This window comes from Staphylococcus sp. GDY8P57P (assembly GCF_017892585.1).
Classification (GTDB): domain Bacteria; phylum Bacillota; class Bacilli; order Staphylococcales; family Staphylococcaceae; genus Staphylococcus; species Staphylococcus borealis.
Genome location: NZ_JAESLK010000018.1, coordinates 1 through 21,844 on the forward strand (window position 1 = coordinate 1; position 21,844 = coordinate 21,844).

Annotated in this window: 16 protein-coding genes and 2 pseudogenes; 1 reads left to right on the top strand and 17 read right to left on the bottom strand. The window is 33.6% G+C overall.

The annotated features are described in order from the left end of the window. Positions 1-121 precede the first annotated feature (121 nt). From KA878_RS05200 to KA878_RS05210, 3 genes are all read right to left on the bottom strand, one after another. Complete coding sequence (locus tag KA878_RS05200; RefSeq protein WP_053029345.1) at positions 122-988, bottom strand: 2-oxoacid:ferredoxin oxidoreductase subunit beta; 867 nt, start codon at positions 986-988, stop codon at positions 122-124. Beyond that, complete coding sequence (locus KA878_RS05205; RefSeq protein ID WP_070855548.1) at positions 989-2,749, bottom strand: 2-oxoacid:acceptor oxidoreductase subunit alpha; 1,761 nt, start codon at positions 2,747-2,749, stop codon at positions 989-991. It lies immediately after the preceding gene. A gap of 133 nt (positions 2,750-2,882) precedes the next feature. Further along, positions 2,883-3,677: a TIGR00282 family metallophosphoesterase gene (locus KA878_RS05210; protein WP_053029343.1), complete on the bottom strand. Its 795-nt coding sequence runs from the start codon at positions 3,675-3,677 to the stop codon at positions 2,883-2,885. A gap of 159 nt (positions 3,678-3,836) precedes the next feature. Here KA878_RS05210 and KA878_RS05215 point away from each other — a divergent pair, with 159 nt between their 5' ends. Continuing rightward, positions 3,837-4,052, top strand: coding sequence for a hypothetical protein (locus KA878_RS05215; protein WP_053029342.1), 216 nt, complete (start codon positions 3,837-3,839; stop codon positions 4,050-4,052). A gap of 325 nt (positions 4,053-4,377) precedes the next feature. On the opposite strand, the gene rny is transcribed toward KA878_RS05215, so the two are convergent. From rny to pnp, 14 genes and pseudogenes are all read right to left on the bottom strand, one after another. Continuing rightward, positions 4,378-5,937 (bottom strand): ribonuclease Y, encoded by a 1,560-nt coding sequence (gene rny / locus KA878_RS05220; RefSeq protein WP_070855547.1) that lies wholly within the window; start codon positions 5,935-5,937, stop codon positions 4,378-4,380. Between the two features lie 554 nt (positions 5,938-6,491). Next, on the bottom strand, positions 6,492-7,538 hold the full coding sequence (recA, locus tag KA878_RS05225) for a recombinase RecA (RefSeq protein ID WP_053029340.1): 1,047 nt from the start codon (positions 7,536-7,538) through the stop codon (positions 6,492-6,494). 175 nt (positions 7,539-7,713) lie between these two features. Further along, entirely contained in the window at positions 7,714-8,856 is a 1,143-nt protein-coding gene (locus KA878_RS05230) for a CinA family nicotinamide mononucleotide deamidase-related protein (RefSeq protein WP_193839405.1), read from the bottom strand. A 157-nt stretch (positions 8,857-9,013) separates the two neighbouring features. Continuing rightward, entirely contained in the window at positions 9,014-9,589 is a 576-nt protein-coding gene (pgsA, locus tag KA878_RS05235; RefSeq protein ID WP_193839406.1) for a CDP-diacylglycerol--glycerol-3-phosphate 3-phosphatidyltransferase, read from the bottom strand. Between the two features lie 33 nt (positions 9,590-9,622). After that, positions 9,623-10,015, bottom strand: a complete 393-nt coding sequence (locus KA878_RS05240; RefSeq protein WP_075109161.1) for a helix-turn-helix domain-containing protein — start codon at positions 10,013-10,015, stop codon at positions 9,623-9,625. Positions 10,016-10,036: 21 nt separating this feature from the next. Further along, positions 10,037-10,867, bottom strand: coding sequence for a YmfK family protein (locus KA878_RS05245; RefSeq protein WP_016930681.1), 831 nt, complete (start codon positions 10,865-10,867; stop codon positions 10,037-10,039). A gap of 128 nt (positions 10,868-10,995) precedes the next feature. Continuing rightward, complete coding sequence (gene ymfI / locus KA878_RS05250; RefSeq protein WP_193839407.1) at positions 10,996-11,700, bottom strand: elongation factor P 5-aminopentanone reductase; 705 nt, start codon at positions 11,698-11,700, stop codon at positions 10,996-10,998. Further along, the gene (gene yfmH / locus KA878_RS05255) at positions 11,700-12,989 is read right to left on the bottom strand and encodes an EF-P 5-aminopentanol modification-associated protein YfmH (RefSeq protein WP_075109163.1); all 1,290 of its coding nucleotides are present in this window, start codon (positions 12,987-12,989) and stop codon (positions 11,700-11,702) included. The genes ymfI and yfmH overlap by 1 nt, the downstream gene beginning before the upstream one ends. Then, a complete protein-coding gene (yfmF, locus tag KA878_RS05260; protein ID WP_193839408.1) occupies positions 12,989-14,263 on the bottom strand; it encodes an EF-P 5-aminopentanol modification-associated protein YfmF in 1,275 nt (424 codons plus the stop codon). The genes yfmH and yfmF overlap by 1 nt, the downstream gene beginning before the upstream one ends. A gap of 25 nt (positions 14,264-14,288) precedes the next feature. Continuing rightward, the gene (locus KA878_RS05265; RefSeq protein WP_075109171.1) at positions 14,289-15,005 is read right to left on the bottom strand and encodes a GntR family transcriptional regulator; all 717 of its coding nucleotides are present in this window, start codon (positions 15,003-15,005) and stop codon (positions 14,289-14,291) included. Positions 15,006-15,008: 3 nt separating this feature from the next. Then, positions 15,009-16,466, bottom strand: a pseudogene (locus KA878_RS14650) (DNA translocase FtsK); the annotation flags it as partial. Positions 16,467-16,615: 149 nt separating this feature from the next. Beyond that, a pseudogene (locus KA878_RS14655) lies at positions 16,616-17,426 on the bottom strand (cell division protein FtsK); the annotation flags it as partial. 239 nt (positions 17,427-17,665) lie between these two features. Beyond that, on the bottom strand, positions 17,666-19,339 hold the full coding sequence (gene rnjB, locus KA878_RS05275) for a ribonuclease J2 (protein ID WP_053029332.1): 1,674 nt from the start codon (positions 19,337-19,339) through the stop codon (positions 17,666-17,668). 387 nt (positions 19,340-19,726) lie between these two features. After that, the gene (gene pnp, locus KA878_RS05280; RefSeq protein WP_193839410.1) at positions 19,727-21,829 is read right to left on the bottom strand and encodes a polyribonucleotide nucleotidyltransferase; all 2,103 of its coding nucleotides are present in this window, start codon (positions 21,827-21,829) and stop codon (positions 19,727-19,729) included. Between the last annotated feature and the right edge of the window lie 15 nt (positions 21,830-21,844).

The window sequence follows — 21,844 nt, forward strand, 5'->3', positions numbered from 1 at the left end:
ACAGGAGTCTGGACTTGACTCTAATGTTCGATTCAAAATATATATATATATAATGAATAAATCATAATACAAAAAACTCACCTCCAAACATTCGTTGTTTAGAAGTGAGTGAATTAAATTTTTATACAAATTGAGAAGTTAAGTTGTTGAAATCTTCTTCAGTTATATGAATATCTCGCTTAGATAATGCACTTTCATTTAGTTCTTCTATTTGAGATTCATATGACGGGGTTTCAGTGTCTTGATACACGATACCTTTTACTAAAGACTCATGATCTAAAACAGTCTTCATAGCTAATTGTTTATCAGACGTATCATAGCCTTCTATGTCATCTAAGCTTGTTAAATGTTCTTTAAACCAATCATACGTATTTACTTTGTTATAAGTTACACAAGGTGAAAAGACATTTACAAATGAAAAGCCATCATGATTAATCGCATCTTCAATGAGCTTAGTTAACGCTTTAATATCACTCGAGAACCCTTGGGCTACAAATGTTGCACCTGATGATAATGCTAATTCAAGTGGTGCAACATTCTTCTCAATATTACCTTTAGGCGTAGATTTTGTTATGAAACCTACTGCAGATGATGGAGAGGTTTGCCCTTTAGTTAAGCCATAAATTTGATTATCCATAACAATATACGTCATGTTCATATTACGTCTTAATGCATGAATAGTATGTCCCATACCAATAGCGTATCCATCACCATCACCACCAGAGGCAATGACAGTTAAATCCTTGTTCGCCATTTTAACCCCTTGTGCTAGTGGTAATGCGCGTCCATGTATACCATGTACGCCGTATGAATTAATATAACCAGATAATCGGCCTGAACAGCCAATACCAGTAATGATTGCTACTTCCTCAGGCTCTAATCCGACGTTGGCAGCTGCTTTTTGAATAGCTGCTTGAACTGAGAAATCGCCACAACCTGGACACCAATTTGGCTTCACATTATTACGAAAATCTTTAAATGTAGCCAATTATACCAACTCCTTAATTTCACTTACTACTTCTTGCCCTTTAGATTCAATTTCATGAGGTAAGAAAGGTGTACCATCATATTTAGTTTGATTAATCAATTTATCTTGAATTGTTGTATTCATTTTAAGGATATTTGAAAGTTGTCCTTGATAATTATGTTCAACAACAATGACTTTAGATGCTTTATTAATAGCTGATTGAATAACATCTTTCGGCATAGGATGAAGTTGACGAATCTGCATAGTATTCACTTTTAAACCTTGCGCATTAAGTCTTTCAGCACCTTCTTGAATCGCACCTTTACTAGATATAAATCCAATAAATAAAATATCGGCTTCTTCGTGTTGTTCATTTAATTCAACTGGTTTTTCAATTAATAGATTTGCTGTTTTACGCATTCTCTTGTCCATTTGTTGACGTCTATTTTCAGCCGCTTCACTTGGTTTACCTTCTTCATTGTGTTCTACGCCAGTTACATGATGTATACCGCCTTTAACTCCAGGTATAGGTCTAGGTGATACACCATTTCCTGTTAACGCATATCTTCTAAAGTATTGTTTGTCATCCTCTTCACGTTCAATATCAGATTGCAATAATTCGCCTCGTTGAATGTGAATTTTATTATAATCAAGATGTTCAACCGTTTGTTTACCTAATGATAATTGTAAATCACTCAATACGATTACTGGACATTGATATGCTTCAGCTAAGTTAAACGCTTCAATCGTTAAATAAAAAGCATCTTCAGCATCGGTAGGCGCTACTACAATCTTTGGTATATCCCCATGCGTACCATAAATCATTTGCATTAGATCAGATTGTTCTTGTTTAGTTGGTAAACCCGTTGATGGTCCACCACGTTGTGTATTAATAATTACTAATGGTGTTTCCGTCATACCTGAAAGGCCTATAGCTTCCATCATAAGTGAAAGACCTGGTCCTGCACTGGCAGTAAATGCTCTAACACCTGCATAATTAGCACCAATTGCCATATTAGCTGCAGCAATTTCGTCTTCAGTTTGTACTACTGTACCGCCTACTTTAGGTACGTTCGCAATCATATATTCCATTATTTCAGATGCAGGTGTAATTGGATAGGCAGCCATGAAACGAGAGCCCGCTGAAATAGCACCTAACCCTATTGCATCATTACCAATCATATATAAATGAGGATCTTTATCCGTTGGTTGCAATTTAAAATCTAACTGTAAATCATTTATTTGTGCTTTCATCAATGCATAACCTTGATTTAAAGCTTCAATATTCATTGCTACAACGTTTTCACCTTTTTTAGTAAACATATTTGTTATAAGCGTTTCGAATGTAGTTGTATCTAAATCCATGATGGCACACGTTGCACCAACAGCAACCATATTCTTCATAAGTGCAGTACCTAGTTCTTTAGCTGTGCTAGTAAATGGTAATTCAATAAGTTGAGCACGACACGCTTCAGGTTTCGTCGGTTTCGCCTTTGCATCAGCAATAATAATACTATCTTCACGCATTTCATGATGGTTCAATTCAATTGTTTCTTGGTCAAAAGCCACCAAAATATCCAAATCATCACTAATTGCATGTACAGGTGTAGTGGATACTCTAATTTTATTATTAGTGTGTCCGCCTTTAATACGGCTTGAGAAATGTCTATATCCGTATAAATAATAACCTTTACGGTTCATCGCTGTGGCAAAAATTTCTCCTGTCGATTCGATACCTTCACCTTGTTGTCCGCCCACTTTCCATGATATTTGTGATTTCATATCATATGCCTCCTGTGGAATTAATTCATAATAAATCATAACAAAAATAACCACCGTCTTACTATGACAACAGTGGCAATTATTTAAATTCATACTAATGGACTATATCCAATCGTCTATGAATGGTTTCAAATTATTTATTAAAAGGATGATCGTCGTTGATGAGTATTCTTTCAATATGCTTAGTTTTTCCTTCTTTATCTAAATCTATAATAACACCTGAAAGAACACTTCTGCCATCATTCGGCACAACATGACGTTGTGGCAAGCTTGTGATAAATCGTTCAATGACTTCATCACGATTAATTCCGAGTATTCCGTCATAATACCCTGTCATACCTACATCTGTGATATAACCCGTACCATTAGGAAGCACACGTTCATCCGATGTTTGAATATGTGTATGCGTTCCAACTACCGCACTGACTCTACCATCTAAATACCATCCCATTGCGTTTTTTTCTGATGTCGTTTCCGCGTGGAAATCTACAAAAATGTAATTCGTTTCTTTTTTAGCTTCTTCAATTAGTTGATCAGCTTTTTTAAAAGGGTCATCTATATCTTGCATAAATGAACGTCCTTGTAAATTTATAATCGCTAATTTAATATCATTAATTTGAATAAATCTCATACCTACACCAGGTGCTTCACTAGGAAAATTTGCTGGTCTAACCATTCTATTTGCATTATCAATAAAATCATAAATTTCACGTTGTCCATATGTATGATTGCCCATTGTCATGAAATCTACACCATCTCTTAATAATTGCTTATACAATTTTTCAGTTAAACCTTTACCATGTGCTGCATTTTCAGCATTAACGATACTTACAGTTGGTCTATAAGATTGTTTAATTTTAGGTAAATATTCAGCAATCGCATTTCTTCCAACTTTTCCTACGATATCGCCAATAAATAATATTCTCATTGAATGTTCATCCTCTCATAAAAATAGTTTAATTCATATAGGGCTATAATAAAAGAGGATATTCTCACTCTTTTTAAATTAGATATCTATTTACTTTAGCATGTATACAACATATGTTAAGATAGATTTAACAAAAATAATAGGAGTTGTAAAATTTACATGTCAATTAATATTGATCCAGAGAAGTTTGCAGAATTAGTGGTAAAATCTAATCCGTCTAAATCAGAAGATGCAGAAGACATTGCTAAAGAAAGTCTTGAATTATACATCAATGCTTATCGTTTAGCGGAAAGATACTCAAATATTGCTACTAATTGTTATGATACAGCAGAAATTATTTCTGAATTGAAAAAAACTGATTTACAACTTAAATAATTTATTAAATCATCAATTAAGTAAAACACAAAAATATTTTAAGTTTACATTTAACAATTATTATAAGCGATTGAATTTTAAGTGTTAAGTTGTTCATTTACATTAATGTTCAATCATTGGCTCGGAGTGAGATAAAGAAATTTATCTTGCTCCTTTTTATTTCTTAAAATTGAAGTATGACAAATGGTCATTTAATTTTCAAGTTCTCCCTTTCATATATTAAAGTTCACCTGATACTTCTTTTACGGTATGGCCTCATTTTTAACTATTAAATGACACTTTAAAGGCATAAAAAAACAGATCCAAAAATTGGATCTGTTAAAAATTATTTCGCATACTCTACTGCTCTTGTCTCTCTTACAACTGTCACTTTGATGTGACCAGGATATTGTAGTTCATCTTCAATTTGTGATTTAATGTCTCTAGCCAACCTGTGTGACTTCAAGTCGTCTATTTCCTCAGGTGATACAATGACTCTTATTTCTCGACCTGCTTGGATTGCGAATGCTTTTTCAACACCATCATAACCTTCAGAAAGTGTTTCTAAACGTTCCAATCTACGAATATAATTCTCTAATGTCTCTTTACGTGCACCTGGTCTTGCTGCAGATAATGCATCAGCAGCTGCTACCAAAATAGATATGATTGACGTAGGTTCTACATCACCGTGATGTGAATGAATTGCATTAATGACAGTGTCATTTTCTGCATATTTCTTAGCTAGTTCAACACCAATTTCTACGTGACTTCCTTCAACTTCATGATCGATGGCTTTACCTACATCATGAAGCAATCCAGCACGTTTGGCTAAGCTGACATCTTCCCCTAGTTCAGCAGCTAACATTCCTGATAAATGCGCTACTTCAATTGAATGTTTTAAGACGTTTTGACCATAGCTTGTTCTATAATTAAGACGACCTAAAACTTTAACTAAGTCTGGGTGCATGTTATGAACATTAATTTCAAATGTGGCTTGTTCACCAGCATCTCTTATAATGTCATCTACTTCTTTTCTAGCTTTATCAACCATTTCTTCTATTCTGCCTGGATGGATACGTCCATCTGAGACTAAATTAACTAATGCAGTACGCGCGATTTCACGTCTAATTGGATCAAAACCAGATAAAATGACTGCTTCTGGTGTATCATCAATGATTAAATCAATACCTGTTAATGTTTCTAAAGTTCTAATATTTCTACCTTCTCTACCAATTATGCGACCTTTCATCTCATCATTTGGTAAATTAACTACTGAAACTGTTGATTCTGTCGTATGATCAGCAGCTAAACGTTGTACGGTAGTAGCCAATAATTCTTTTGCTTTTTTATCAACTTTTTCTTTAGCTTCTTTTTCTTTTTCTTTAACAAGTACAGCAATATCTTGTGACAGTTCTTGTTCAACCCTTTGAAGTTGTTCATTTACAGCTTCTTCTTGAGTGAGACCGGAGATGCGTTCTAATTCTTGTTCATGCTTCATTATTAATGTCTGAACACTACTCTCTTTTGCATCTACTTGTTGTTGTCTTTCTTCAAGTTTAGATTCTTTTTGTTCTAAAATCTCATCTTTTTTATCAAGAAGATCAGATTTTCGATCTAAATTTTCCTCTTTTTGAAGAAGTCGGGCTTCTTGTCTTTGAAGCTCACCACGTCTTTCACGTAGTTCTGATTCAGTTTGTTCTCTTATGATTTGGTTTTCTTCTTTTGCCTCTAATAATTTTTCTTTTTTGATATTATCAGCTTCTTTTTGACCTTGCTTAATAATATCATCAGCAGTTTGTCTAGCTTGTAATTGCTTTTGATGCAATAAATTTCGGGCTACAATATACCCCACAACAACCCCTAGAATAATCCCCAGCAAAATGAGTAGGAGGTTTAATAAATTCACATAAACACCTCCTTTTTCTAGGTATTTGCTTTGTATATCAAAATCTCTTCATGATTTTTATGAATGTATAATAATTATACATATCAATTGTACGTTTATTAACTTGTTAGTGTCAAGATATGAAATTCCACTGGTGTGGTGTTCATTCATTCCAAGCCCCGATCCCCACCTTGCTTTGCTTGTTGAATTTCTTGGTGTGATTTCTTGTGTTGGGTCATATACAACCGGGATATCTATTTAATTGAATTCATTTTATTTAAGTGTTTGCTAAATTCAATGCCATACAGCAAATTGCTATCACTATTTATAACGCTTTCTCAAACTATGTATTCATTGAAAGTTCTATTTTTATATAACAAAAAAGTCTACTACATTTTCACTGATACACTACTTCTGTTGACACTTTTTTCATTGTCCATAACGAAAATAGCTTATCAAATGTAGAAGACTCTTTTCATGTTTCAAGCAACTATTTAAATGAATCGTTTTGTTTACTCATACGTTTCAAGTAAATTAATATACATGTGTTTAATTCAAAATTAAAGTTTTAAACGCTATTCTTCATCAAATAATGTTTGAGGGGCATCTTCTTCTTTATCCTCAACATCACCATCAAAAATACCAAGTTTTTCTCGTAATTTACGATCAATTTCTTCTTTAACTTGTGGATTTTCTTTAAGATACGTTTTTACATTTTCTTTACCTTGACCCATGCGATCACCGTTATAAGAATACCATGCACCTGATTTATCTACGATATCATTTTCAACACCAAGATCAATCAGTTCACCTTCTTTAGAGATACCTTGACCATACATGATGTCTACTTCAGCAACTCTAAATGGAGGTGCAACTTTATTTTTTACGACTTTAATCTTAGTTCTATTACCAACAATTTCTTGTCCTTGTTTTAACTGTTCAGCACGACGAACTTCTAAACGTACAGAGCTATAGAATTTTAACGCACGTCCACCTGGTGTAGTTTCAGGGTTACCAAACATAACACCAACTTTTTCACGTATTTGGTTAATGAATATAGCCGTAGTATTCGATTTCGAAATGGCACCAGATAATTTACGTAGTGCTTGTGACATTAAACGGGCTTGAAGTCCCACATGTGTATCACCCATCTCACCTTCAATTTCTGCTTTAGGTGTTAATGCTGCAACAGAGTCAACTACTACTATATCTACTGCACCACTTCGAACAAAAGCTTCGGCAATTTCTAAACCTTGTTCACCATGGTCTGGTTGTGATAGATATAAATTATCAATATCTACACCTAGTGCTTCAGCATATACTGGATCCAATGCGTGTTCGGCATCGATGAATGCAGCAACGCCACCATTCTTCTGTACTTCAGCAATAGCATGTAAAGCTACTGTAGTTTTACCAGAACTTTCTGGACCATAAATCTCAATGATTCTACCTTTAGGATAACCTCCTACACCAAGTGCATTATCTAAAGTAACTGAGCCACTTGATACACTTGAAACACGACGTCCTTTGTTGTCGCCTAGTTTCATAACGGCACCTTTACCGAAAGATTTTTCCATATTTTTTATAACTGTATCTAAAGCTTTTTGACGATCATTATCCAAAGCGAAACCTCCTATTAATGAGTTAATCCTCGTATTAATATCTTAACTAATACTATACATTCATTTGAATCTAATTACAAGTTTTTTGCGAATATTTGTTCGCTTTTATTGAAGTGTCTTATCACAAAATCGAACAAATGTACTCAATAAGCGCTCATATTTTCAAAAAGAAACATTATTTAAACCAATTTAATAATTTTATCATGGCATAATTTTGACTTCTGTTTTGTAATATATTTCGTTTTAACGGCATTTTAAATGTTTCAAATTTAAATATACGTTCATCGCTATACCCAAGATAAACTTGCTCTTGATCATGTAATAACGCTATACCCAATTTAGTTTTATATAAATCTTTTACATATTGTGTTGCGTATTTAAGTTTATCTTCAATATTATCTATCTCAGAGATAAAGACACGTGAATCTGGTAATTGTCCCTCTAGAAGATGATTGGTATCATAATTTTTTAATCGTGTGTACAGTGCGCCATTAGTCACACCATCATATAGACTAAAGCGTGTATCCATAGCATTCATTAGTGCTTGTTCAATTACAATATCATCTGAACCATAATAATATTTACCAATTCTATCAAGAATTGCATTCTTAGTAGGTTCAATTAAGTTTTTACACTCATTTTTCGTATCGGCATTGGCAGTCAATCTTATATATACTTCATGCGTACCAGCTAATGGTGCGATGGTTGGGTTATCTTGATGATCAATTAAATCCATTAATTCAGTTTCAACTTTAGATTCTCCAATTCCAGCAAATCTCAATTGTTCTGAAAAAATAACGCTATCATCATCCATTAAACAAGGTAATAATTCATTTTTGGCCATTGGTTTCATTTCACTTGGCGGACCAGGTAACAAAATAACTTTCTTATCTTCTATTTCCACTAACATACCTGGTGCCATTCCATAGTGATTTTGTAATACTTTAGCACCTTCAATAACTAACGCTTGTTGTTTATTATTCGGCGTCATTTCTTGACCTTGTTCTTTAAAATAATTTTCTATATATTCTAATGCTGTAGCATCAGTTACTAGATTTTTACCAAGCACTTTTGCAACAGTATGCTTTGTTAAATCGTCTTTCGTAGGTCCTAATCCTCCAGTGAACACAATTGTGTCATATCGTTTTAACCCGTTTTTAATCACACGTTCTAATCTTTGCGGATTGTCTCCAATAACCGTATGTTCAACGACACTTTTTCCAATACTGTTAAATAATCTTGATAAATATTGTCCATTTGTATTGGCAATTTGACCCAATAAAAGTTCTGAACCTACAGCAATAATTGAAATATTCATGTTCATTTCTCCCTATAGTGATAATTCTTACACGACATCTATTATTATAATGCATCGAATGACGCTTATTCTAAAATTTGAACTTAAAAAACCAAGAATAACTAGGAATAGCGTTGTCTTTCTATTCACTAGTATTCTTGGTTATATTTTCACTAATTTAATGTTTAAAAACATCTCTACCTTTATAAAAGTATTCAATTCCAGATAAAATCGTAAATAAAACACCAATATAAAGTAATACTTGACCTATTTGAATGCCTATCCAAGTTGCTAATAAATCACCCATTAAAATCCAGATAATTGCAACCATAGTCACAGCAGTTTTAATTTTGCCTAATTGTCCTGCCGCACTTACAAAACCTTGCTCAATTTGTAATAATCGTAATCCTGTAACTGCAAATTCACGTGCGATAATAATAATGGCTACGACAGAATTCGTAAGTCCTAATTGGACCATAACAATTAATGCACTTGAAACAAGTAATTTGTCAGCTAAAGGATCTAAAAATTTACCCATATTCGTTACAAGTTGCCATTTTCTAGCTAAGTATCCATCAAGAAAGTCACTTAAAGAAGCTACAATAAAAATAATTGCAGCAATAAGTTGCTCAATGCGAATGTCAAATCCACCTAAAATAGATACATTGCCAAATCCAAAGTTCACTAGAGCAAATAAAATAAAAACTGGAATTAATATTACCCTAAAAATCGTGATTTGATTTGGTATATTCATGTTAAAGCCTCATTTCTAATTTTATCTCTTACTTTATAATAGTAACACAGCTAAGACCCATAAGATAAACGTAATTACAATGATACCGCCAATTAATATCATTAATTGTAGAGGTTCTTTATCTTTAGTGCGATATGTAGGTGCTTCATCGTTATGGTATCTGTTCAGAAGTTCATTTAATTGATGTTGACTATCCGGTATTTCCTCACGATGCGCTTGTATCAATTGATATGAATCTATATTTACTACACTCGCATAACGGCGAATAAATCCCTCTGCATAGTCCACTTTTGCTAATTCATCAAAGCGGTTTTCTTCGATTAATTTAAGCGTATCACGTTTAATTTGAGTACGCTCTTCTAACTCTGCTAAAGTCATACCTAACCTTTCGCGTCTACCTTTCAATGTTTCACCAATTGTCTTCACTTTCAAAAGCCTCCACAACCACTATTCAAAAAATCCAAAACCTCCGCCAAACATGTCTTCTCCAAAGTCTAGCGAATTTTTACTTTTAACTGTTTGTTGCTTCATTTGATCATATTCAATTTCTTGATTTTCATTCTCTCTCAATTCAATAATATAATCAAAATCATCCATGCTATAGTTCCCTGATTCTACAAATAAATCAGGATGTTCAACCACCTTAATTGATGGTAATGTCATGACTTCACGAACTAATTCTTGATGCTTAGGATTTGATTCTCTAGCAGTGACAGCGCCATCAATAATATAGACATGATTTGAATCATATTCCCCTTTAATAAGTGAACTGCGAACAGTTTGCTTAATTAAAGTAGAGCTTATAAATAACCAACGTTTATGAGCACATACGCTTCCAGCTACTATAGATTCTGTTTTTCCTACACGTGGCATCCCTCTGATACCAATCAACTTATGACCTTCCTCTTTGAAAAGTTCAGCCAAAAAATCAACTAATAATCCTAAATCTTCACGTTCAAAACGAAATGTCTTTTTATCATCAGCATCTTGTTCAATATAACGTCCATGCCTTACAGCTAATCTATCACGCAATTCAGGTACTCTTAATTTGGTTATTTCTATTTCACTCAGTTCATTGATTATATGTTCAAAGCGATTAACTTTTTCGAGACTATCTGTTTTAATTAACAAACCTCGTCGGCCTTGATCTACCCCATTAATCGTAACAATACTTATGCCTAACATGCCAAGTAAACTTGAAATATCACCTAGTAACCCTGCTCGGTTAACCGTGATTTCATACTCAAGATACCATTCTTTTTTTTCGGCTACTGTCATCAATATCCGCCCCTTGTTTTAAATGGTAACCTACCATTGGAATATTAAAAATTAGTAATCATATTATAGCATTTAGAACTTAATACAAACACTAATTTTTTCATTCTGCGTTTTCAATCTGTCTCAAATTAGATATACCAAGCACCATTGACTTTTTGAATTGTTCCAGTAACACTTTTTGCAAGTGGACTCCACAAATAAGCACATGTATGAGCAATTTCATCAGGAGTTATCATTCGCTGTTGTGGTAACTCTGCTAAAATAGACGACATATCTTCTGAATTAAATGATTGTGCCATATTACCACTTACAAAACCAGGCGTAACTGCATTGACAGTGACATTCGTCATTGCTAATTCCTGGCTTAGCGCTTTAACAAAGCCAATTTGAGCACTCTTCATTGTAGAATAAATGGTCTCCATACTTGCACCTGTTTCCCCCCAAATGGACGAAATAACAATAATTCGACCAAATTCACTATGACGTATTGTATCTATAAAATAACGACAACATCGAATTAATTGCTTAACATGAATATTGTAGCTATGATCAATATCTTCATCAGACATATCTTGTAATAAGCCGTACAAAGCTGTACCACTACTATAAATCAAGCAATCAATATGTTTCACATGGCCAAAAGTTTCTTCCAAATCAATATCTTGTGATAAATCAGCTTGTATAAATTCAACAGCTTCTCCTTCATACTTAGCTTGTAACGTACTTATATCAGATTGAAAATATTGAACAATGACTTCGTTACCTTCCTCTAATAACCGTTCTACAATTGCTGTACCAATACTTCCTGAGCCACCAAGTACTAATGCTCTCATTAAGATTTAAGCTCCAAACGACTATCAACCATATTATCAATATTTAAAAACTTAGATGCTGTTTCATTAATACTATCTAATGTTATATTCTCAATAATATCTAACATATCGAACACACTGACACCCTCAAAATATAATTTAGCATATTGATTCGCTATATATTCAGGAGAATTTAAACTTGAAATATATTCACCAATAAATTGTTTTTTCAATAAATCAAATGCTTCTTGGTCTTTCAATTTACCGCGATGCATGTTGAGTTCATTTAATAACACTTCTTTCAACTTATTTGGATGTTGTGTCGCACTCGTAATGATTGAGAAACAATAGGTAGGTTCGAGCACAAATTGATAGCCAAATGATTCATCAATCAAATCTTCATTCAATAATGTTTGATAGAAATCCGTTTCTTCACCAAATACTAATTCGAAAAATAGCGTCATTTCTAAATCATGTTGTACATATTGTTGTGGCGATGCCTTAGTTGGTTCATTTTTAAATCCTAACATTAACCTAGGTGACTGTAGCTTCATTTCTTCAGTTACAAATGGTGTTATCACTTTAGTTGGCTCATCAATAGTTGCTCTTTCAATTTTAGGTTGATTCGTTTTATCTCTTTTATTTTCATGCGTTTCAACAATATCGCGTATATTTTCTGGATTCACATCGCCAACTACAAATAACACCATATTCGATGGATGATAAAATGTTTCATAACATAGATATAAGTCATCTTTTGTAATATTATAGATACTCTCTACGCTACCAGCTATATCCACTTTAATTGGATGATTTTGATACATCGCACGTAGCGTATTAAACATAATTTTATAGCCAGGTTGTTCTTGATACATTTTTATTTCTTCAGCGATAATCCCTTTTTCTTTATCAACCGTTTCCTTCGAAAAGAATGGTGTCTCTACCATTTCTAATAATCTTAGAATATTACTTTCAACATTATCTGTGGCACTGAATAAATAACTAGTACGATCAAAACTAGTAAATGCATTGACTTGCGCATTATCACTTGCAAATGCAGTAAATAAATCTTCAGTGTCATCTTTTTCAAATAATTTATGCTCTAAAAAGTGAGCGACGCCATCTGGTACAGTTACAAACGCATCTTGATTATGTGGTTTAAAAGTATTGTCTAGAGAGCCAAATTGAGTCGTATACGTTACGAATGTTTTTTGAAACCCTTTTTTTGGAATAACGAATAAACGTAACCCATTAGCTAATTCATGTTCAAATACACGCTCATCAATGAGTTCATAATATGTTTCTTTCATTAAGAATGACCACCCTTCGTAAGTGCATAAATTGTATCAAGTTTAGCTTTATTGGCCATAGTTACCACATCTTCTTTAGTAACTTTTTGGATGTGATTAATATAGTTTTCATCTGTTTGCAAACGTTCTAAAAGTAACTGATTTTGCATAACTTCGATAATACTTTTAGGTCGATCGGCAATCTCATGTCTATGGGAGATGATAATTTTTTTGGCGAGTTCTAATTTATTTTCGTCAAATTCACCACGTTTAAATTTATCAAACTCTTCCAAAATTGTATCTTTAGCAAGTTCAAATTTATCTGCTGATACACCACTTAATACAAAGAGATAACCATTTTTACCATCTAATTGTGAATGGATTGAATAGGCTAGACTTTGTTTTTCACGTACTTCATTAAATAAAACGGATGATGGGTCCCCACCAAACATCGTATTTAATACTACTAATGCATAATAATCTTGTGCCCCAAAACGCGTTGGAAAGCGATAGCCCATATTTAATTTTGCTTGGTCCACTTCATCCTCTTCAACAATATATTGTGGTTCTGAGTTTGAATCCATTAAATACGGTTCATTAGATTGCGTCATTTCAAATGGTTTAATTATAAATTTCGACTTAATTAATTGCTTAACTTCTTGTTCATCTACATTGCCAACAACATAAACCGAACATTGATCATTGTTAATCATATTTTGATATGTATGATATAAGCTTTTAGGTGTAATTGTATTTATTTTCTCAATTTGTCCTGTCGCTAAATAGCGATACGGTTCATCTTTAAACATGTATTTTAATAAATTTAAAAATGAATATTGCGCCTTATTATCGATAATAGCTTCAATTTTTTTAGTTAGTAGAGATTTTTCTTGATTGACAAATGTTTCATTAAACGCACTATTTTCAATGAGTGGTTGATTGATTACTTCATATAAGACATTCAATCCTTTTTCAAAAAGTGGTGTTGAATCTTTGAGGTAACGTTCATTAACAATTTCTAATGAGATAGTGATCACATGTTTATCTTTAAATTTAGAAACAAAACTATGTATGTAAGCACCATATAATTCTGACAGTTGTTTACTAAACGCTTTATCAGTTGGCCATTTTTGTGTAGCACGAACTAATAATTTACTAAGTAAAGATCGTGCTGTGATGGTTTCGTAATCTAAAGGTGCCATAAATTTGAAAGTAATCATAGTTGTCTTAAATTTATCTGTAGGTAACACATCGATATGTATGTGTTGATCTTGATTGATTTGTTGTTCTAACATTCATCCACACTCCTTAATATCAAATCTATATTTTTGTACGTGTCAGTTTAAATTTAACTAAACTGCTCTTCACATAATTTAAAGAATATAAAATAGGTTTACCCAATTCATCATAATGTACAACCTTTAATAACATTAAACCTTCATGTGGAGAAGCGTTCAGAATATCAGAAATATGTGGCTCATAACTAATTGCTTCAACTTCTGTTTCAGCAGAAGCAACTTTATGACCGGTATTCGTCTCAATTGCATTTAGCATGGAACCATCACTGATTTGATAATCAGTACAGGTAAGATAATCTTTTGAAATTTTATCTAAACAATAAATAACTGGCTGATGATTTGCAGTGCGTAGACGCTCAATAATTGTAATTGGTTGTTTATCTTCAATGCCTAACATTTGTGCATCTAATATGGAGGCAGGTTGTTCCTCTAAACTCAAATATTCAGTTCCTGAGTGGTAACCTGCTTCTTGAATCATATCGTTTATGCTGAATAATTTATTTAATGGATAGAAGAAGGGGTGTAATGACTTTACACTTGGTCCTTCTTCAAAGTTATCAGTCAAAACTTGTTCAGTAATAAGTTCACCAATTGCATCATAGACATCGTCTGTTTTCACATTCAATTCTCTGGCAATAGATAAATTGCTAGGTAGTTTATCACCAGGTTTTAAAGATTGTTCTTTAATTTGCTTTAGAATATACTCCTTAACTTTAAAAGCTGCATTTATCTCTGTCATCATTTACACCTCTTCATCATCTAAATTTACTAATACTTGTCTTGGTTTACTACCTTTTTGTGGTCCGATAACTTGGTTTCGTTCTAAATCATCCATTAATCTAGAAGCACGATTATAGCCAATTCTAAATTGTCGTTGTAATAGCGACGTACTTGCTTTTTGTTGCTCAATAACAAATATATAGGCATCATCATACAGAGCATCTTCACTCTTCATTTCTGATTTGTCTACAGGTGCATCTGGTTCCATTTCTTTCACGTAATTCGCTTTTTGTTGTTCAACCACATAATTAACAACATCTTGAACTTCTTGGTCACTTAAGAAAGCACCTTGTACACGCGTTTGAGATGACTCTCCATTACCTACATAGAGCATATCACCTTTGCCGAGTAACTTTTCGGCTCCACCAGAGCCAATAATTGTTCTAGAATCAGTTTGAGAACTTACGGCAAATGCAATACGTGAAGGAATATTATTTTTAATGATACCAGTAATTACATCTACAGATGGTCTTTGTGTTGCAACGATTAAATGAATGCCTGCTGCTCTGGCCATTTGAGTAATACGTTGAATGGCATTCTCAACTTCTTTACCTGCAACCATCATCAAATCAGCTAATTCATCTACAATAACTACGATATATGGTAATTCTGCTTGTTTCTCATCGAGTTCTTCATTTTGACGACGTATAAATTTATTATACCCTTCAATGTTACGTGTAGACGAATGTTGGAATAAATCATAGCGTCGTTCCATTTCTGCCACTACCTTTTCTAAGGCTTGAGAGGCTTTATGTGGATTGGTCACTACTGGTATTAATAAATGTGGCACCCCATTATACACATTTAATTCTACCATCTTAGGGTCAATCAACATGAGCTTGACCTCATGTGGTTTAGCGTTTAATAGAATACTAGTTATAATACCGTTAATACATACAGACTTACCGCTACCTGTTGAACCGGCAACAAGAAGGTGTGGCATTTCATTTAATTGAATTGTAATTGGTTCACCAGAAATATCTCTACCAAGACCTACTTCTAATTTGTTACTTGCTGGAAATTTAGATTCAAGCACTTCCTTAAGGGTAACTAATGAAATCTTATCATTTGGCACTTCAATGCCTACTGCTGAACGTCCAGGTATTGGCGCTTCAATACGTACATCTTTTGCTGCTAATGCAAGTGCAATATCATTATGTAAGTTCACAATTTTGCTTACTTTAACGCCTTGAGCAGGTTGAATTTCATATTGTGTTACGGCTGGCCCAATTTTAATCTGTTTCACTTTAGCATTAACACCAAAGTTTTTCATTGTAGATTCAAGTATTTGGCCTTTACGTTGAACTTCAGCCTTAGAAGTTGTTTGTTGTTTAGCTGGCTGATTAAGTAATGATAATGGCGGAATGTGATATGCAGCATTAGCCTCTTCTCCCGCTTCAGAAATTGAACCGTTCATTTGATGATCATCATTAGAAGCTGAATCTGACTTTGTATTATGGCGTTGATGCTTTTCGTTATTTTGATTTACTTCTTTAGCATGATCTTCGTTATTAATACCAAATTGTCTTTTCTTGCGCTTGTTAACAGGAGGTTGCTTATTTTCTTGCGACTCACTATGACCATAAATAGGAATGTCTTCCGGTTCTGGATTAACTTCTGGAAAATCACTTACATCTTTAATTTGCTCTGACTCAAGTTGTTCTTGCTCAAATTCATTTTGTCTTTGACGCTCACGCTCTACTTCTTTTTCACGTTGGCGCGCTTCTTTTTTGAGTTTATTTTGTGCTCTTTTTTCTTTCAAATTAGATGACGCACTTTGACTCGAATTTTTCATTTTATCAATTAAAGATTTGACAACATCTCTATGTCTAAGTTTAAGCAATAGTATAATACTTGAACTTAATAAGATTAATGTGAGGATGATGACACCTGCAATGGAAATAAGTGGAATAAATATTTTAAGTAAATAGAATCCTATTAAACCCCCACCGAAATTTGGAAAATGACTATGTTCATAAGCCTTATAGACATAAGATAGAACTGGTTCTCTTTGAGATACCGCCCCTTTTTGAAAATGGTAAATAATTTGTGTTGTAATCAATAACACAAATTGTAGCGATATCAATCCGAAAGTACGTCTTGTCTTAGGGAATTGCTTTTGCATTGCTATATAAACCGTAATTAAACTGAGTAATATGTATGTTAAATAGCGACTCATTCCAAACAAATAATTGAAAAAGCTATCTATCATTCGACCCACAATGCCTAATTGGAACATTCCTAAAATCGACAAAATGACTATTATGATTGCAATAACATAGCGTAAAGAACTGTCCTTCTTCTGTTGCTTTTTTTTAGTCGATTTACGGGTTGTTGCGCCCTTTTTACGGGTTGTAGTTTTTTTCTTAGTTTGTGGCAAAATCGTACACCTTCTTTATTTCTCACTTAGTAACTCTTTGTAAAACATCTAATTCTCATTTTTCCGATATGTATTATTAATATTATTAAAAGTACGAAAGAGGTTGGAACAATACATACCACATTTAGACTCAAAGCGTCATAAAATAAAGTGAATAATTAAGGCTATTCTCAAACGTTGCCTTTAAAATTATTACACAACTGTGATGTTGTCCCGACCTCTTTTTGATTGTATATATCTTATATTTCAGAAATAACTGGTATAATCATTGGACGACGTTTCGTACTTTCAAATAACAATTTACTGATTTGATCTCGCATATTTTGTTTAATGTCAGACCATTCAATACGTTTTTCTTGAAGACCTGCTTCAACAATTTCACGAACCTTTTCTTCTGCTTCCTTCATTAATTCTTCACTCTCACGGACATATACAAATCCACGTGATTGAATTTCTGGACCAGCAGCAATTCGTCTGTTTTTCGGATCCAATGTAACAACTGCGATAAAAATACCGTCTTCTGCAAGTAAATGACGATCTCTTAAAACGATATTACCAACATCTCCTACACCGATACCATCGATGAGAATATTGCCAGAATTAACTTTTTCGTTTAATACCATGTCTTTACCGTCGTAGTGTATAACGTCACCTTTTTCAACTAAGAAAATTTTCTCCGGTGCTACGCCAGTTTCATTAGCTAATTTAGCATGTGCAATCTGCATTTTAAATTCACCTTGAACAGGGATAAAGTATTCAGGTTTCATGATATTAATCATCATTTTTAATTCTTCCATGCAACCATGACTAGATGCATGAATTTTTTTATTATTAGGAATAATATATGCACCTGCACGCACTAATTCATTTAATGTATCAGCAATAATTACTTCCATATTCGCTGATGCAGTAATCGCTAAATATACAGAATCTCCTTCTTCGATATTCATAATTTTATGCTTATGTTGCGCCATTTGACTCAATGCCTCGATAGGTTCGCCTTCCATACCAGTAGCTATAATTACTACTTCGTTTTTAGGGTAATTTCCTACTTCATTAATTGGAATTAGTAAGTCTTTAGGAATATCAAAATATCCCATTTTACGTGCAATATTAAAAGAACTTTCTAATGAACGACCTAAAAATGAAACTTTACGGTTCAATTTACTTGCTGTATTTAATACTTGTTGAATTCTAATAAAATTAGAAGCATAACAAGACACAATTAAACGACCTTTCACTTTCGCAAACGCATCATAAATATGCGATTCAATTACATTTTCAGGTGTATTATAGCCTGGTTTCTCAGCTTCTGTAGAATCACTAATTAATGCGAAGACACCCTCTTCACCAATTTCAGCCATACGTTTGATATCAGGTGCATAGTGTCCTTGTAAACTTTGGTCAAATTTAAATTCACCAGTATATACGATAGAACCGTATGACGTGTGAATACAAATACCTAAACTATCAGGAATACTATGTGTAGTATTAAAGAACGTAATATTAACATTTTTAAATCGCATAACTGAATCGTGATTAACTGTATAATAACGAACTTTCTTCTTAACGTTACGAGACTTCATATTTTCTTTAACAAGCGCTAACGTTAATTTAGAACCATACACAGGTGCATCAATTTGTTCTAAAATATAGCTAACCGCACCGATAGCATGTTCATGACCATGGCTTAAAAAGATTCCTTTTAATTTATCTTTATTATCAATGACATATTGGATGTCAGGAATAACGATATCTACACCTAACATTTCATCTTCTGGGAACATTAACCCCGCATCTAACATAAACATTTCATCGTCTACTTCAACGATATACATATTTTTTGCGATTTCGCCCACACCACCAAGTGGAATGATACGAATATCGTCATTCTTTTTTTTCACTAAACTCAAAATGTTACCTCCTATTATAAAAATCCCCGTCCATATAAACTCATAATTTATTATAATTTAATTTATGTTGGATGTACACTATTAAAGTGTTTCTCAGGGCATTATAGTCATGATTGAATTTAGTATTTAATAAAAAATAAGGATTGATTTATTAAATCGCGCAAAACAAAAGAAAGTGGGACAGAATTTTTCTTCAATTCGTGTCCCACCCCCGTATGGATGACTAGAACAGAGAAAAACTTGATCTAAATGCCTTCTCAGTTCTGTCAGCTACTTTGAATTTGCAAAATAGCATTATTATATTTTTTTATATCCTAGACGCTCATACTAGTAAAATAACAGGTATTGACTAAGTTAAAAATGCGTTTCTAACAAGCACTTTACTGTTTATTTATTTTCATCTAATACTTTGTGAGATGCGTTAACGCGACCTTGTTTATCAATTTCAGTAATTTTAACTTCGATTGTATCTCCAATACTCAATACATCTTCTACTTTATTAATGCGTTCTTTTGAAATTTGAGAAATGTGTAGTAACGCATCTTTACCAGCAAATAATTCAACAAATGCTCCATATTTTTCAATACGTTTAACTTTTGCGTTATAAACTTGACCTACTTCAGCCTCACGTTTAATTTCTTCAATAATTTCACGCGCACGATTGATCATGTCTTGATCAACTGCACCAATAAAGATTGTACCATCTTGCTCAATGTCTAATTTAACACCAGTTTCATCGATGATTTCGTTAATTTTCTTACCACCTGGTCCAATAACGTCTCTAATCTTTTCAGGTTTAATATGCATGATTTCCACTTTAGGTGCATAAGCACTTAGTTCTTTACGTGGTTGATCAATCGTTTGTAGCATGTGATCCATAATTGCCAAACGACCTTGTCTAGCTTGCTCTAAAGCCTCTTCAATGACTTCACGTGTTAAACCGTCAATTTTAATATCCATTTGAATCGCAGTGATACCATCTTTCGTACCAGCCACTTTGAAATCCATATCGCCTAAGGCATCTTCCATGCCTTGAATATCTGTAAGTATTGTATAACTATCTTCTCGTGTTACTAACCCCATAGCTATACCAGCAACAGGTGCTTTAATTGGCACACCTGCATCCATTAAAGCTAATGTTGAACCACAAATAGATGCTTGTGATGATGAACCATTAGATTCTAATACTTCACTTACAATACGAACAGTATATGGGAATTCAGATGTATCTGGAATAATGTATTTTAATGCTCTTTCACCTAAAGCACCATGTCCAATTTCTCGACGACCTGGTGCTCTCACTGGACCAGTTTCACCTACTGAGAAATTAGGGAAATTATAATGATGCATGAAACGTTTTTCTTGTTCTGGTCCTAAACCATCAATTAATTGATAATCGCCTAAGGCACCCAATGTGAGCACAGATAAAGCTTGAGTTTGTCCACGTGTGAACAGCCCTGAACCATGTGCACGTGGTAATAATCCAACTTCTGATTCAAGCGGTCGAATTTCATCTGGTTTTCGTCCATCTGGTCTAATCTTTTCATCAGCGATAAGACGACGCACTTCTTCTTTAACTAAATCATTTAAAATTGCATAAACTTCATCAATTAACAATTCATTCTCAGGATCTGCTTCGTCAATAAATTCAGTTGCAATCTCAGCTTTTAACGTGTCTAAATTTTCATCACGTTGTTGCTTATCAAAAGTTAAAACAGTTTCTTTTAGACCCTTTTCTTCAGTTAATGCTTTAACTCTTGATACTAATGCTTCATCACGTTCTATAGGCACGAATTCTTTCTTAACTGGTTGAATGTGTGCTATCACTTCTTCTTGGAATGCTACTAAACGTTTGATTTCGTCATGACCAAAGAAGATGGCTTCTAACATTTCTTTCTCAGTTATTTCGCTTGCACCAGCTTCTACCATGTTTACTGCATCTTTATGACCAGCAACTTCTAAATCTAGGCGCGAAACTTCTTTCTCTGCGACAGTAGGATTAATGACATATTTACCATCTACATAACCTACATTCACACCAGCAATTGGTCCTTGGAATGGGATATCTGAAACACTTAATGCCATTGAAGAACCTATCATTGCTGCCATTTCTGGTGAACAATCTGGGTCTGCACTAAGCACCGTGTTCATAATTTGAACATCATGACGGTATCCTTTTGGGAATAGTGGTCGAATCGGTCTATCGATTAGACGTGCTGTTAATGTTGCTTCATCTCCTGGACGACCTTCACGTTTTTTAAATCCTCCTGGAATTTTACCAGCAGCATACATTTTTTCTTCATAGTTAACTGTTAATGGGAAAAAGTCACCATCACGTGGTTCTTTAGATGCAACAGCAGTTGATAATACGACAGTATCTCCGTAGCGTACTAGCACTGCACCATTAGCTTGTTTAGCTAGTTGCCCTGTCTCAATCGTTAACGATCTTCCAGCCCACTCAGTTTTAAATACTTTTTTTTCTTGAGACATTATGAATCTCCTCTC